The organism is Roseobacter sp. EG26 (assembly GCF_049830555.1).
GTDB lineage: Bacteria > Pseudomonadota > Alphaproteobacteria > Rhodobacterales > Rhodobacteraceae > Roseobacter.
On the sequence record NZ_JBNBLH010000014.1, the window covers coordinates 1 to 15,394 of the forward strand.

Consider the following 15,394-nt stretch of genomic DNA (forward strand, 5'->3'; position numbering starts at 1 on the left):
GTCTTCCTCGACGACAATGTCGCCGTCGGACAGGACGGGCACTGGGCCTACGGGAATGTTCCCTTCAACGGGGTTCAGGATCTGGGAGGCAGTGACGATCCAACATTTGACGCGGCAAAACTCTGGGCCACACTGACCGACGGGCAGCCGGTTCTTTCCGAAGAAGCCCGCCTGCCGGATGCCGAAGAGGACACCGTGCTTGAGGATGTGTAACAAAGCCTGCTGAGATCAGGCCCTGCACCGGGGCCATGGTTTCGGATCAGGATCGCGAACTACGGAAAGCAGCAGGCATCTGGCCTGCTGCTTTCTTTTATTGACCGGCTCTTCGCAAAAACATGACGACATCCTCCGATGCCGGACTGCGAAAGTCAGATAAAGTATAGACCGCGCTGCTTCGAAGACAGTCCCGGATGCCGCCCGCTTCACTGCTGACCAAGACACTGGGGCCCTTCCTGTCGATCATGGAACAATATTCCTGAAGGTTCCGGGGCAGTTCAAAACTCTCCGGAGAGGCAATATCCGCCCACCAGTTTTTCGGCGTGATAAAATCAGTATTGGCCGCATGCACAAATCCGTGCCGCGGCTCTCCCAGGCGCCAATGCTCATACATCAGACGCGGCACCAGAAAATCGCGGGCGCCTTCGGGCTGTGTCTCCAGAAAGCCCGCGATCTGTTGCGAGAGGCTGTCGCGTTCCGCGCTGTAATTTTCCCCGCGGGCAATCCATTTTGCCTGATCCAGGGTGACCCGCCATAAAGGGACAAGCACCAAGAGCACGATGGCTATTTTCAGCACCCCTGCATTATGCGGCGCCTGCAGCGGTCCCCGCCAGAGCTGGGCGGCAAAAACACCTGCCCCCACCGCAAGAAAGGGCACAAACATCTGCATGTAATGGGGCCAGAAGTGCTTGGAAAGGATCATGATTTCGATAAGCACCGGCAGCAGCACGGCAACGACCACCACATCGCGCCACAGCCCGGCAACGCCCTCTTCTTTCAGAGCATCTGCGCGCCCGCGCCCTGTGAACAGCGCAAAAAGGGCAAGGGCCGATACGGAAACGGAGGCCAGGGTGATCATCGGGAAGACCGGCAACATGATATCGGTGAACTGGCTATGCTGCTCTCTGACCACGCTCAGCACGGATTGCGGGATGAGTTCCTGACGCAGCACCGACAGCCCATCCCAGAAAACCTGCATTTTCCCGATAAGAACATAAGGCAGGACGTTGGTCAGAACCCCCATCAGGCCCACTGTTGCAACCCACGCAGCAGCAGAGATGACAGCCGCCACCCTGCCTTGTGAAGAGGGGCGGCAGCGCAGGGTCACCCAGAACGCAGAAGTGCACAGAGCCAGCAGGAAATACGGCCGGATACCGATTGCGATGCTGGCACAGACAGCCGACAGCACGAACAGCCAGATGCGGGGTCTCTCTCCGCCTTGTTCGGCGCGAAACGCAGCCATCAGAAGCGCGATCGCCCCGATCCCTGCAGAGGCGGCAAGCGGATTGATATGTGTGATCCCCCCGGGGGAAAACGCAAAGCCAGCAAGCGTTGCAACCGCACCGATCTGGGCGCAAAGCCCAACGATCTGACCGGGCAGTTGCGGCAGGTGCCGCAGCAATTCCCGGATGATCCACCAAACGGCCCAGGCACCGCCAGCCATGGCGATCAGCGACAGGCCTTGCCAGGCCCGGAAGCTGTCCAGGGCCGCAGGGATGGCAAAAAGGAACTGATTGACCGGCAGTTTATCATCGAACTCAACTGTCCAGTGCAGCTCCCCGGCCAGCAGCCTCTGGCCAAAGTACATCATGTGGTTAATGTCCCAGTCCCATTGCGCATCGGTCAGGCTGACGAAATAATTCAGCAGGGTCGATCCGAAAACGGCGGCAAGGCAAAATCTGGCCAGCGTCATGAAAAAGCGCCCCTTTGAGCGCGGCCCGCCTGCCGACACAGAGAAGAGAGCGTGAGCCCTGTCAGTTTGATCATCCCTACCGCTCCAGTTCTTCTTTTCGGGGCCGCTCTCCGGTCAGGTTTCCCCAAGGGTTCTCGTTGAGTAATCCAGATCAGGAAATTGTGCAATTTCGGCTTTTGGCCCAGGCCCTCTGCGTTTTTCAACGGTTTTCCTGGGCGAAGATTAACATCCGGCATAGGCTGTTCTCCGGGCCTTGCCATCGATATGACTGCGGGCAATAAAACAATGCCTGAGCCCGGTGTGCGATATGTGAAAGTCTGCCGGATGTCGTGGTCAATATGTTTGGAAACCTGTCAGTGACACAGAGCCCCAGAGAATGCCTGCATGCGCCGTGCTGGCACGCGCGCGAAGACACCGATCCATATGCCCGAGCCCGGTCAGCGCCCGCTCCGAGCCGATCCTGATGTGGTGGTTGCTGCGCACAATCCTGATGCTGCTGGTTGTTGGCATGCTGGCGCTGGCCCTTGCGGTGGGGCCTCTCTTTTTACAGGACACGCCGATCCTTGAGGCCTCTGCGCCGCCCTCACCACAGGATGTTGTCGCCACCCGGCAACTTGTGCGCGACATTCGCGCCGCTGCAGGGGAAGGGCAGGAAAGCAATACCGTTTTACGTGCCGATGCCGCGCAGTTGAACAGTGCCATTCGGCTTGGGTCGCGTTTCATCGACGGTTTTCGGGGGCGTGTAACAATCGACGCCTCCGAGGTACTGGGCGAGATTTCCATGCCGGTGCCCTGGTGGCGTGGGCAGAAGTGGCTCAATATTTCGGGACGTGTGCCAGAATTCGAGCAGCAGTTTTCCTTGTCCCGCATTACCGTTGGCGCAACCGATCTGCCCCCCGCCCTGGCCATCGCGGTGGCCCGGACCGGGGCGAACATCGGCATTGGCCATCGGTTCGGGGATAAGGTCCTGGAGGCCGCCACGGCAATGAAAATCACAGGCGACGTTCTGGCGTTCCGTATCGATCTGGACGATGTGGGCAAGAATGGGGTGATGCGGGGTGCGTTTGGAACCCTGCGGGGCCGGGAAATGCCCGCACCCGACGTCATCGAAGCCTATCACCAGCGTATTCGCGAGGCGATTGAACAAGGCACCTTGAGCGAGACTGGCAGCCTGCTGCCCTATCTGCGGTTCGCCCTGCAGGCGGCCCTTGAAAACAGCACCCCGGAGACATTGCCAAACGCCTATACGGCCGCCGTGTTCGGGCTGGCGAAAGCCTGTGGCGCAAAGGATTTCGCGATGATCGTGGGACGGCTTGCCTTCGATACGGCGACAGCGCCCGGAGAATGGTCGACGCACTGCAATGATGTCACCTTCAACGGCCGGATCGACAGCCGCCGCCATTTCATCACCTCAGCCGCACTGCAAGCCGCCAGCAACACCGGCGTTGCGGTCTCCATCGGGGAGTTCAAGGAATTGCATGACATCATTTCAGGGGCAGGGGGGTTCGACTTTACCGATCTGGCGGCCAACCTCTCCGGCATCCGGATGTCTAATGTGCTGATGGCAGCCCCGATTGATGCCTGGCCCTCCCTGCTGGAGCGGATGAGTGCTGAGCAAGATGTCATCGTGCCCTTTGACGGCATTCCCCAGATCATGCCCGAGGCAGAATTCAAGGCACGGTTCGGAGACGTCGACAGCCCGCAGTACAAGGCAATGCTGGCCATGATCGAAGCACGGATTGATCGCCTGGCGCTTTATCGGGGGAACTGAGGCTCTCTTTGACCCGGTTTTAGCGATTGACCAGAGTGTGGCAAGCGTGACACCAAACCCCTGATATGACCCAGGATCCTTCCCCCTTCCGCCTCGCCTATCTGACCGGTGTCTACCCGCTGGCCTCGCATACGTTCATTCAGCGCGAGATTGCCGCCCTGCGTGCGCTGGGATCAGAGATTGCCATTACGTCCATTCGCAAACCCGATGCCATCGAACTGATCGGTCCCGAAGAGGAAGCCGCACGCGACGAAACCTTCTATGTGCTGGCTGCTGCAAAGAACCCGCTGCACCTTCTGGGCGCCCATGCAGCATTGTTCCTGCACGCGCCGGGGCGCTGGCTGAAAACTCTCAGACTGGCGCTGCGCACCAACCGGCCGGGTGCGAAAGGCATGATCTGGCAGCTCTTTTACTTTCTGGAAGCAGGGGTGCTGGCGCGCTACCTGCAACAGAACCGGATATCGCATCTGCACAACCATTTTGCGGATTCCAGTGCCACGGTTTCGATGCTGGCTTCGGGACTGGCCGATATCCCCTATAGTTTCACCCTGCATGGCCCCACCGAGCTTTTTGCCCCCGAAAGCTGGCATATGCGCGAGAAGGTTGCCCGTGCAGCCCTTGTTGTATGCATCAGCCATTTCGCCCGCAGTCAGGTGATGCTGTTTTCCGACCCGGGTGACTGGCACAAACTGCGGATCGTGCATTGCGGGGTGACGCCGGCGCGTTATGCCGACAGCGCTGCCCCGGCAAGTTCCGGCATGCGGCTGCTGTTTGTGGGCAGATTAGACCCTGTTAAGGGTTTAAGGGTGCTTTTTGAGGCTTTTGAAGCGGCCCGGGCCACGCAGCCTGATATCACCCTGACGGTCATTGGCGATGGTCAGGACCGGGAATGGGTCGAGGCAAATGCCGGGCGCATCGGGGGCATCGACGTGTTGGGCTATAAATCCCAAAGCGAGGTTGCCGAAGCCCTTGGACAGGCGGATGTTCTGGTGCTGCCGTCCTTTGCCGAAGGCGTGCCCGTGGCGCTGATGGAAGCCATGGTTTCGCGCCGTCCGGTGATTGCCACCCGTGTCGGTGGGGTCGCTGAACTGGTGGAGGATGGTATCTCGGGCCGGATGGTGGCCCCGGGCAATGCTGCGGCGCTGGCAGAGGTGATGATCGATCTGGCCGCCGACCCTGGGGCGCGGCAGCAGATGGGAGAGGCCGGGCGCGCCAAGGTCTGCGCCGAATTTGACATCGATCAGGAAGCCATCTGGCTCAAGGCGCTGTTTGAAGGCACGGCAGGGGACAGCCTGCGCCCGGTTCCCGAACAGGCCAAAGACTAACGCCCGCGGTCCCATGTGCTGCGATTGCGAAAGATCGGCAGGCGCACCGTCACGGCAACGGCGGAATAGATCACAAACCCCAGCGGGTCCCGACAAAAGAGCCGCAGTTTTTCCCGCCCGTCCGGTGCGGTGCGCTCCATTCGGCTGGCAAGTTCCGGAAGTTGCTGGCGCATCTGCTCCAGCCCCTGATCCTGACGGCGCCGCACTCTGACAAGATTGGCAAACCCTTCGGTAATCGGCCAGGAATATGTGGCAGGTACCCCATACATCTCATCCGCGGCAAAATGGAACCGCACAAAGGTATCATCGGCCGTGATGTCGGGGAAATCCCCCCACCGGGCACGTGCTGCTGCATTAAGCGCATAGACCCCGCAGCCCGGCACACCGCTTGCCATGAAGGGCAGCTTTTCCCAGAACCGCGCATATCGCTCCGAGATGAAGGATCTCGCAGGCCGGATCTGCGGACGCCCGCCCGCATAGGCTGCCCCGGATCGGTCCAACGCCTGGGCCAGTTGGGCAATCAGGTCTTCGGTGACATGAATGTCGGCATCAATATAGACCCGTTTGTCATAGCGGGCCGCCCTGTCACCTGCGTTCAGCGCATTGATCTTGCCGCCTTGCTCAAGGTCCAGCACATCAAGTTGCCAGCCTTTCTCCGCATAGGCCGGGGTCAGGGCCGTCGCTTCGGCAACGGTGGCATCGCTGCACCCGTTTGCCACCACAACCACCTGAACCGGACCCGCCTTTGGCGCTCTTGAGCGCAGAATGAGGTCCAGGCAGGTCCCGATGTAGCCCTGTTCGTTGTTGGCCGGGATGATGACCGAGATCATGACCGTGTCCTGATCGGCAGCAAACGTTTACGGGCAACGCCAAGGAACCGCCGCGCCCGGCGCGTCGGCCTGACATGGCCCCGCAGCGCTTCGCCAAAACGCGCCTCGGTCATCCCGCCTTCCAGACAATTGCGCGGTCGGATGAAATGCTCCCCCGCCAGGCCACGATCACTTGTGTAAAGCGCCTGGAACCCCAAGGCGCGTAAATCCTGCAGGGTTTGCCTGTTATAGAGACCGAAAGGGGCGGCCGCCGTCTCAATCTTCTGACCGGCAAGATCAGACAGTTTTTCCCGGGCCGTGATGAACTCGCGCTTGCGGGCCTGTGCATCAAGACCCCGCCAATCCACATGGTCACAGCCATGAAGCCCAATCGGATGACCGGCCTGTGCAAGGGTGGTCACATCGGCTTCTGTCAGGGAACCCGGCTGGCCCAACCGGCCGGAGAGCAAGAAGAAGGTGGCTTTCAGATTGCGCCGTTCTAGTTCCGGCAGGGCAATCGCCAGATCAGAGGCATTCCCGTCATCAAAGGTGATGAGCGGCGCGGCGGGACCCATTTTCTCAATATCGTCCAACACCGCGAGAAACTGCGCCTGCGACAGCCAGAACACCTCCTCGCCCGGCTCCAGAGGGCGCTGTGGCGCCCCTATCCCGTGCAGGATAATGACCGGGCGCGCGGCCGCGGTCACTGTGCCTGAGGAAGGCGGTTCTCTTCCCGAAGAAGGGGGCATCCGCCTGCTGCGTCAGAAGCCAACTTTTTCCAGCCTCCTGATCACGCGTCGGAACAGGAAGGGCGGCAGGGTCTCCTGCAGCATTGCGTGTCGGCGCGCACGGGCCTCGGAGGTATCGCTGCTGCCCGGACGGGGCTTGAACAGCGTTGAATGTTCCCGCCGCGAGGCATCCCATGTGGCGGTGTAGTAATAAAGCGCGATCGACTGGCGCGGTTCCCCATCGGGATGGTTCACCGGTTCCGGGTTGCCATGGAACGTATCAGAGCCGGTGGAGAAACAGCACATGCGGTTCTGGGTCGGCGCAAAGCTGGCCATTTTCTGGGTCATCTCCTTGTCCCAGATTTCAAAGGAGCCGCCGTATTCCGCTTTCCATTCCGGATTGAGGTAGATCAGCACGTTGAGCCGGCGCTCCACGCGCATATGCGGGTGCACGTTGAAATCCGCGTGGATGTCCAGATGGCCCCCTGTCAGCGTCTTGTGAATGCCCGCACCGATGAAATAGGGGTCAGGGATCAGCCCCTTGATCCCGGTCATCTCTTCAAGAAAGAAAATGAAGGCGCGTGAATTGAAAGCCTGAAAGAGATGGCGGCTGTAATCCGGCAGACGGTCAGGGCTGTATTGCGACTTGAACCGTTCCTGATCCGCGTCAAAGCTGCGCTCGGAAGCAGGCAGACCGGCCAGGTCAGACCTGACTCCCTCGATCACTTCCATCGGCAGGAAGTTGTCGATGCAGATGTGATGATAGGGCTGACCGCTTTGGTATTTTTCAGCGTAGCCTTTCCCCACCGTTTTTGCAGCGGCCGTATCAAGCGTCAGGGTCCCGGGATCAATTGGCAAAATTGGGTCTGTCATAACGGGCTCTCACTATTTTAAATACAGTGTCTTCTAGCCTGCGTATCGGGCATTTCCAAGGCCTCAAAATGGCGCACCCGGACCCGGGCGGGTTTGTCAGGGCGCGCCGCGGGCCAGCACGGTTTCAACGAAAGCTTTCGTCCGCGCGGCAATGATCGCGGGGTTGAAATCGCTCTCCAGCCGGGCCAGGGCCGTGGCCCCCAGATGCCGGGCCAGGGTCGCGTCATCCATCAACCGCCCAAGGGCGGCCGCCATCGCGTCGGGGTCATCGGGTGGCACCAGAAGGGCCGTCTGCCCGTCTTCCAGCACCTCGGCAGGGCCACCAACCGCTGTACAGACAATCGCCTGTCCCACAGCCATGGCTTCCAACAAGGTGTAGTTGAGGTTTTCATAGCGCGACGCAATGAGGGCAATGGCATGCCCGGCGCGCAGTTCGGCGACCTCTTCTCTGTCCACCGGTCCCTTGTGGGTGATGCGGGCGCGCACCGCCGTTGGCAGGGCCGCCAGGGCCGCCTCGATGTGAACGACCGACCCGTCTTTCCCGCGGACCCCTTTATCAACCCCGGCGAAGGTCAGGCGGGCCTGCGGGTGTGTGTCGATCAGGCGCGTGAAGGCGGCAAGCACCGTGTCGCCGCCCTTGTGATTGTCAAAACGGCCAATGAACAGAATATCCCGCGGCTCCAGCGCCGCTGACGGGGGCTCATCTGTCTGCGCTGGCAGGGTATTGGGCAGAACACTCTTTGGAATATCCGGCAGAGGCGCTGCTTTTTCCATTGCATCCAGCACGTTACGTGACGGCGAAATAAGCCCTGCCGCAAGGCCAAAAGCGCGGTTTTCACGGCTCTCGCGCAGCTGATCACCCTTGGTATCGGTCACCGATTGCAAGGCTTTGTGCAGCACCCATGGACCATGCAGCGTGATGATGACGGGCACGGGAACAAGGCTCTGAACCATGCCGGCCCACCCGTTGGTTTCTTCGATGATCACGGCATTCAGCGCATATGTATCGATCGCCTCACGGACGGCTGCGGCAATATTGCGTGACCGGTACCAGTGACCGGCGTCCGGAGACCCCAGTTTTGCGCGCAGACGGTCCTGCCACCGCCAGTCAAGCTGCGGGATATGGATCACCGGAATATCTGCTGGCACGGCTCCGTCGATATGTTCTGCGATGATGACCGGCGTCTGCCCTATCTCGTGCAGGCCCATGGCCAGATGGTAGACCGATGTCGCAATCCCGTTCGGCGTGTTCTGCCCGGGCCAGCCGGGGGTGAAAAGACCGATGCGACCGGACGCCGTCATATCAGGGCATTCCAAAGCAGTATCACCGCCCAGCCTGCCAGCATGCCAACCACGCAAAAACCAAAACCGATGAATTCACGCCAGATCACCACCCAATCCCGATCTCCGCCCCACAGGGTGCAGACCATGGCTTCGGGAAGCCGATGCAGCGCAATGACAGACAAGGCGATGTTCACGGAATCGAAGATGAAAATCGAAACGCCCAACCCGATCCAGAGCGTCAGGACCGATACAACACTCAAAAGGGTCATCTCCTTGAAGCGGCGTTCAGCACTGAAAGCCGAGCGCAACAGCAGCGGCCCCACCAGAAGAACCCCCCAGATCAGGGTCTGAACGATTGGGGCCACACCCTGGTACCTGTCGTCAAAGACGATCCTGACCAGCAAAGGCGCCACGACGATCAGCCCGCCCGTGCTGAGCCCTGCAAGCGCGTCAAAAAAGAGCCTGTAGCGGTAGTAATTGCGCCGGAACTCCGCCGTGGCGGATTGATGCAGATGGGTGAACACCTGCAACCCCATCTGCGCGTCGATGGACATCAGGAACCGCAAAACAAGATCAACCAGTTGGCGGGCGATAAAGTAGAACCCGAAGGTTGAGGAGGTCATCACAAACCCCAGCACTAGGCGGTCGGCCGATTGCGAGAAAGCCGTCAGGATCGAATGCCCAATGATCCATTTGCCACGCCCGATCACGATGCCAAGGTATTCGCGGCTCATGTGCAGGCGCATGGGCGGGCCCCGGAACACCAGGAAGCTGAGCGCAACCTGGGTGCAGGATTTGACAACATTTCCCAGCACCAGCGCCCAGATCGAGCGCAGGTAGAATGCCAGGGCCACGGTTGCGACAAGACCGATGACATTGGTCACGATCGCCACCCATGTCACCCGCCCGAAATCCATTTTGCGTTCACTGACGAAAGCCATGGGGGACTGGAACCCGACAAGGGATGCCGTGGCACCCAGCGCCACGATGGCCCAGGGCAAAACCTCTGCGGAATAGGGGTTATCGCTGGCAAAGATCCCCTGCGCCTGCATCAGGCCAATGGTCGCGGCAATGGCCACGGATATCAGCGCGATAAGCAGCCCCCGCAGGATGGTGACGGTCCAGCAGGTCCGCAGGAAATCATCCTCGACCTCCCCCTCCTTGGTCAGAACCAAAGACCGGATCCCCAGATCCGAAAACATCTCCAGCAGATAGAGATAGACCAGGACGATGGCAAAAACCCCGTAAATCTCGGGGGTCAGCAGGCGGGTGAGCACAACTGTCGACACAAGCCGCAAGCCGATGTCGGACATGAATTTAAGGCTGGAAAGCTTGGCTGAGTTCAGGATTTTACGGCGAAAATCAGGGCGTTTGTCACTCAGGTTCGAATCTAATGTCATAGTCTCAACCGGATTCCCGCCCTTTGAGACAGCCATTTTGGGCCGCAAACGTTATAATTAACTGAGCGCTATACAAAAATTCGACCACTATTTGAGGTTTACAGGCTTTTTCCTCTTAGAGCGCACGGGTAAGAATGTCCACGCACTCCCCGGATGATCGGGTGATCCCACCCACACCCATCAGGGGCCTTCCCGGGAAGCGAGAATTTGACAATGACGAACCCGATTGAAGAGAGCGTATTGCCCAAGGTCGACAAGCTTTACGTCATAAACCTTGAAAGCCGTCCCGACCGCCGTCGCGAAATGCTGTCTGAACTCAGTCGGATCGGTCTTGATGCCCAAAGCCCTCTTGTGACGTTCTTTGCAGCCGTCAAACCCGATGCCGCCGGGACTTTCCCCTCCATCGGGGCCAGGGGATGTTTTCTCAGCCATCTGGGGGTGTTGCGACAGGCCCGCGACGCCGGGCACCAGATAATCCTGATCCTGGAGGATGACGCCGCCATCACCCCCGACTGCCTGACGCAGGTGGCCTCGGTGATGAATGAGTTGGTCACCACCGAGTGGTCGCTGGCCTATCTGGGGCACCGCATTGACGCCGCGCGCATGCCGGGGCCTGATCTTGCGCGCACCGGGCACTGGCGTGAACTGCCCAGCGATGTTGGCATTGAGACCACCCATGCAATGCTCATTCACCAGCAGGCCCTGACACCGCTGATCGATTATTTCGAACGCATGATGTCCAGACCGGCAGGCCATCCCGACGGAGGCCCGATGCATGTTGATGGCGCCTATAGCTGGTTCAGGCGCGACCATCCGGAGCGGCTGACCGTTATCACCCCCCGGCAATATGTGGTGCAGCGCGCCTCCAGATCAGACATCGCATCCCCGTCATGGAAGGACAGTCTGCCGTTTCTCGGCTTGTTGCGGCGTCTCAAAAACCGCATCTCCCGGTAAAACTCTTTACCGCGTCTTGAAGGTTATGCGCGGGACACGTTAAAGGGCATGAAGCGGCATTTTGGGGGGAATGCCATGACCTAATTTGAGTGAGTTTTCCATGCCTGTCCCCAATCTTACCCCGGTCCCCGAGCTTTATGTTTCCTACGAGTCCGCCCAGAAACTCAAAGCGGAAGCGGGCGACCTGATCAGCTGGGATTTGAGCCCGCGCCAAATCTGCGACCTTGAGCTGCTGATGAACGGTGGCTTCAACCCGCTGAAAGGGTTCCTGTCAGAGGCCGATTATACCTCCGTTGTCGAGACCATGCGGCTTGAGGATGGCACACTCTGGCCAATGCCAATCACACTGGACGTGGATGAGGCGTTTGCCGGAACCCTTGAGATCGGCCAGGACATTGCCCTGCGCGACCAGGAAGGCGTGATCCTTGCCACCATGACCGTGACCGACCGTTGGGAGCCCAACAAGGCGCGTGAAGCCGAAAAAGTATTCGGGGCGGATGACGATGCCCACCCGGCGGTCAACTACCTGCATAATCAGGCGGGCAAAATCTATCTGGGCGGCCCCATCACCGGCATCCAGCAGCCCGTGCATTACGATTTCCGCGCCCGCCGCGATACGCCCAACGAGCTGCGCGCCTTTTTCCGCAAAGTTGGCTGGCGCCGGGTTGTGGCCTTTCAGACCCGCAACCCGCTGCACCGGGCGCATCAGGAGCTGACCTTCCGGGCCGCCCGCGAAGCCCAGGCCAACCTGCTGATCCACCCCGTTGTCGGCATGACCAAGCCGGGCGATGTGGATCATTTCACCCGCGTGCGCTGCTATGAGGCGGTGCTGGACAAATACCCCGCCGCCACCACATCAATGTCGCTGCTGAACCTGGCGATGCGCATGGCCGGCCCCCGCGAGGCGGTTTGGCATGGGCTCATTCGCAAGAACCACGGCTGCACGCATTTCATCGTGGGTCGGGATCACGCAGGCCCGGGCAAGAATTCTGCCGGCGAGGATTTCTACGGCCCTTACGACGCACAGGAAATGTTCCGCGCGCATCAGGACGAGATGGGCATCGAAATGGTGGACTTCAAACATATGGTCTGGGTGCAGGAACGCGCGCAATATGAACCCATGGACGAGATCAAGGATAAAGACAGCGTCACCATCCTCAACATCTCGGGTACCGAATTGCGCCGCCGTTTGCAGGAGGGTCTGGAGATCCCCGAATGGTTCTCTTTCCCGGAGGTCGTGAGTGAGTTGCGCCGTACCCGCCCGCCGCGCAACCAACAGGGGTTCACCGTGTTTTTCACCGGGTTTTCCGGGTCCGGCAAATCCACCATTGCCAATGCGCTGATGGTCAAACTGATGGAAATGGGCGGGCGTCCGGTGACGCTGCTGGATGGCGATATCGTGCGGAAAAACCTCAGCTCCGAACTTGGGTTCTCCAAGGAACACCGCGATCTGAACATCCGCCGCATCGGCTATGTGGCCAGCGAGATCACCAAGAACGGCGGTATTGCCATCTGCGCACCGATTGCCCCTTACGCTACCACCCGACGGGCCGTGCGCGAGGACGTCGAAAACTTCGGGGCCTTTGTCGAGGTGCATGTGGCCACGAGCATCGAGGAATGTGAGCGCCGTGACCGCAAGGGGCTCTACAAGCTGGCGCGCGAGGGCAAAATCAAGGAGTTCACCGGCATCTCGGATCCCTACGACGTACCCCAGAACCCCGAGTTGAGCGTGGAGACCGAAAACGTCGAGGTCGACAACTGCGCCCATCAGGTACTGCTCAAACTCGAGAGCATGGGCCTGATCAGCGGCAAAACGACCGCGTGAGGCGATTTTAATCTCGCAAAAGCCCGTGTATTGCAATCAGGGGACCGATCGGAGGGAAGCGGGTGCAGATTGAAAAAACAGCCTTGGAGGGGGTTTTCCTTCTTGAGCCCAAACGCTTTGGCGATGCCCGTGGCTTTTTCAGCGAAAGCTGGAGCCGCCGCGCGATGGCAGAGCAGGGCTTTGAGTATGACTGGGTGCAGGACAACCACTCCCTGTCGATGCAGGTCGGCACTGTGCGCGGCCTGCATTTCCAATCGCCGCCTCATGCGCAGGCCAAGCTGGTGCGCTGCGGGCGCGGCGCCTTCTTTGATGTGGTCGTCGACATCCGGCGCGGCTCCCCCACCTATGGTCAATGGATCGGCGCAGAGTTGAGCTTTGAAAACGGCAAGCAGATTTTGGTGCCCACCGGGTTCCTGCACGGGTTCGCGACCCGGGTGCCCGAGACAGAGATCATCTATAAATGCTCCGATTACTATGCGCCCGACTGTGACGGGGCCGTGCATTTTGATTGCCCGGAAATTGGTATCGACTGGGGTTTGGGCGGTTTAGAGCCTATTTTGTCTGAAAAAGACGCCGCCGCCAAAGGGTTGGCCAATTTCGACAGCCCCTTTGTCTATGAAGGATAATCCCATGAAATTACTTGTCACCGGCGGGGCGGGTTTCATCGGATCTGCCGTGGTGCGCCAGGCCATCGCGCGCGGGCATGAGGTCGTCAATCTCGATGCGCTGACCTATGCCGCCTGTCTGGAAAATGTGGCTTCTGTCGCGGACAACCCGTCTTATGCCTTTGAACAAGCCGATATCCGCGACCGTGCCGCCTTGGACCGGATATTTGCCGCCCATAAACCCGATGCGGTGATGCATCTGGCCGCGGAATCTCATGTGGACCGGTCCATCGACGGGCCGGGCGATTTCATCGAAACCAACATCACCGGCACCTATCAGCTGCTGGAAGCGGCGCGCAGTTTCTGGACCGCGCAGGGCAAACCGGAGGGGTTCCGTTTCCATCATATCTCCACCGATGAAGTGTTCGGCTCGCTCGGCGAAACCGGGCAGTTTACTGAGTCCACGCCTTACGACCCGCGCTCGCCCTATTCCGCCTCCAAGGCGGCCAGCGATCATCTGGTGCGCGCCTGGCACGAGACCTATGGGTTGCCGGTGGTGATGACGAATTGCTCCAACAACTACGGGCCCTACCATTTCCCCGAAAAACTGATCCCCGTGGTGATCCTGAACGCGCTGGCGGGTAAGGACATCCCGGTCTATGGCGCGGGCGAGAACGTGCGCGACTGGCTTTATGTCGAGGACCACGCCGATGCCCTGCTCACCGTGCTGGAAAAAGGCACTTTGGGGCGCAGCTATAATATCGGCGGCGAGAACGAGGCGAAAAACATCGATATCGTGCGAATGATTTGCCGTATTCTCGAAGAGAAGCGTCCAAAAAACAGTCCCTATGAAGACCAGATCCGTTTTGTGACCGACCGTCCAGGCCATGATCTGCGCTATGCGATTGATCCCACGCGCATTGCCACGGAACTGGGCTGGCGGCCTTCGGTGACTCTCGAAGAAGGCCTGGAGAAAACCGTGCAATGGTATCTCGACAATGAGGACTGGTGGCGCGCCTTGCAGGATCGCGCAGGTGTTGGTGATCGGTTGGGTATGAAAACATGAGGGTTCTCGTCTTTGGCAAGACCGGGCAGGTGGCCACGGAACTGGCGCGCTTTGACGGGGTCACCTGTCTGGGCCGTGATCAGGCGGATCTGACCGATCCCGGGACTTGCGAAGCGATCATTGCCGAAACCGACGCAGATGCGGTGATCAACGCCGCCGCCTACACCGCTGTCGACAAGGCCGAGGACGACCGTGACACCGCGATGATCGTGAACGCCATGGCGCCCACGGCGATGGCGGCTGCCGCTGCTGCGCGCGACCTGCCCTTTGTGCATATTTCCACCGATTACGTCTTTGCGGGCGGCGGCACGACGCCGTGGCGGCCAGAGGATAAGACAGGTCCTCTGGGCGTTTATGGGCAAAGCAAGCTTGGCGGTGAGCGCGGAGTGACCGGGGCCGGGGGCAGACATGCGATCCTGCGCACCTCTTGGGTGTTTTCCGCCCATGGCAACAACTTTGCCAAGACCATGCTGCGCCTCGGCGCAGAGCGTGACAGCCTGAGCATCGTGGGTGACCAGATCGGGGGGCCGACGCCGGCGCGCGATATCGCCGCCGCCTGCATGACCATGGCACAGGCGCTGAAAGAAGACGCGACCAAAACCGGAACCTATCATTTCAGCGGAGCCCCGGATGTGAGCTGGGCCGATTTCGCACGCGAAATCTTCGCCCAAGCTGCTCTGGCGGTGGATGTGACCGACATTTCGACCTCTGACTATCCCACCCCGGCTGCGCGCCCCCTGAATTCACGCCTCGACTGCAGCACAACGGCTGCCACCTTCGGCATCGAGCGCCCGGATTGGCGCACAGGGCTGGCCTCGGTACTGGCGGATCTGAACAGAGCCTAA

Annotated in this window: 14 protein-coding genes; 8 read left to right on the top strand and 6 right to left on the bottom strand. The window is 60.0% G+C overall.

The window, feature by feature from the left end:
- A partial coding sequence (locus ACOTTU_RS21610; RefSeq protein WP_425661084.1) for a hypothetical protein occupies nt 1-213 on the top strand: 213 nt, incomplete at its 5' end.
- Nucleotides 214-310: 97 nt separating this feature from the next.
- Here ACOTTU_RS21610 and ACOTTU_RS21615 read toward each other — a convergent pair.
- The gene (locus ACOTTU_RS21615) at nt 311-1,909 is read right to left on the bottom strand and encodes a hypothetical protein (protein ID WP_425661086.1); all 1,599 of its coding nucleotides are present in this window, start codon (nt 1,907-1,909) and stop codon (nt 311-313) included.
- Nucleotides 1,910-2,285: 376 nt separating this feature from the next.
- Here ACOTTU_RS21615 and ACOTTU_RS21620 point away from each other — a divergent pair, with 376 nt between their 5' ends.
- Entirely contained in the window at nt 2,286-3,680 is a 1,395-nt protein-coding gene (locus ACOTTU_RS21620) for a hypothetical protein (RefSeq protein WP_425661088.1), read from the top strand.
- A 65-nt stretch (nt 3,681-3,745) separates the two neighbouring features.
- Nucleotides 3,746-5,005 carry a glycosyltransferase family 4 protein gene (locus ACOTTU_RS21625; protein ID WP_425661090.1) on the top strand — a complete coding sequence of 420 codons (1,260 nt, stop codon included), beginning with the start codon at nt 3,746-3,748 and terminating at the stop codon, nt 5,003-5,005.
- Here the strand turns inward: ACOTTU_RS21625 and ACOTTU_RS21630 are convergent.
- From ACOTTU_RS21630 to ACOTTU_RS21650, 5 genes are all read right to left on the bottom strand, one after another.
- Nucleotides 5,002-5,835 carry a glycosyltransferase family 2 protein gene (locus ACOTTU_RS21630; RefSeq protein ID WP_425661092.1) on the bottom strand — a complete coding sequence of 278 codons (834 nt, stop codon included), beginning with the start codon at nt 5,833-5,835 and terminating at the stop codon, nt 5,002-5,004. The two genes, ACOTTU_RS21625 and ACOTTU_RS21630, sit on opposite strands and share 4 nt — an antisense overlap.
- Entirely contained in the window at nt 5,832-6,521 is a 690-nt protein-coding gene (locus ACOTTU_RS21635; protein WP_298922072.1) for a polysaccharide deacetylase family protein, read from the bottom strand. The genes ACOTTU_RS21630 and ACOTTU_RS21635 overlap by 4 nt, the downstream gene beginning before the upstream one ends.
- Nucleotides 6,522-6,575: 54 nt before the next feature.
- Entirely contained in the window at nt 6,576-7,415 is an 840-nt protein-coding gene (locus tag ACOTTU_RS21640) for a 2OG-Fe(II) oxygenase (protein WP_298922071.1), read from the bottom strand.
- A gap of 96 nt (nt 7,416-7,511) precedes the next feature.
- Nucleotides 7,512-8,717, bottom strand: a complete 1,206-nt coding sequence (locus ACOTTU_RS21645; protein ID WP_425661095.1) for a glycosyltransferase family 4 protein — start codon at nt 8,715-8,717, stop codon at nt 7,512-7,514.
- Entirely contained in the window at nt 8,714-10,099 is a 1,386-nt protein-coding gene (locus ACOTTU_RS21650; protein ID WP_425661097.1) for an oligosaccharide flippase family protein, read from the bottom strand. The genes ACOTTU_RS21645 and ACOTTU_RS21650 overlap by 4 nt, the downstream gene beginning before the upstream one ends.
- Nucleotides 10,100-10,312: 213 nt before the next feature.
- On the opposite strand from ACOTTU_RS21650, the gene ACOTTU_RS21655 reads away from it, so the two are divergent.
- From ACOTTU_RS21655 to rfbD, 5 genes are all read left to right on the top strand, one after another.
- The gene (locus tag ACOTTU_RS21655; RefSeq protein ID WP_425661099.1) at nt 10,313-11,053 is read left to right on the top strand and encodes a glycosyltransferase family 25 protein; all 741 of its coding nucleotides are present in this window, start codon (nt 10,313-10,315) and stop codon (nt 11,051-11,053) included.
- 100 nt (nt 11,054-11,153) lie between these two features.
- On the top strand, nt 11,154-12,878 hold the full coding sequence (locus tag ACOTTU_RS21660; protein WP_298922067.1) for a bifunctional sulfate adenylyltransferase/adenylylsulfate kinase: 1,725 nt from the start codon (nt 11,154-11,156) through the stop codon (nt 12,876-12,878).
- Between the two features lie 62 nt (nt 12,879-12,940).
- Nucleotides 12,941-13,504 (top strand): dTDP-4-dehydrorhamnose 3,5-epimerase, encoded by a 564-nt coding sequence (gene rfbC, locus ACOTTU_RS21665; RefSeq protein WP_298922066.1) that lies wholly within the window; start codon nt 12,941-12,943, stop codon nt 13,502-13,504.
- Between the two features lie 4 nt (nt 13,505-13,508).
- Nucleotides 13,509-14,549 (top strand): dTDP-glucose 4,6-dehydratase, encoded by a 1,041-nt coding sequence (gene rfbB, locus ACOTTU_RS21670; RefSeq protein WP_425661102.1) that lies wholly within the window; start codon nt 13,509-13,511, stop codon nt 14,547-14,549.
- Entirely contained in the window at nt 14,546-15,394 is an 849-nt protein-coding gene (gene rfbD, locus ACOTTU_RS21675; RefSeq protein WP_425661104.1) for a dTDP-4-dehydrorhamnose reductase, read from the top strand. The genes rfbB and rfbD overlap by 4 nt, the downstream gene beginning before the upstream one ends.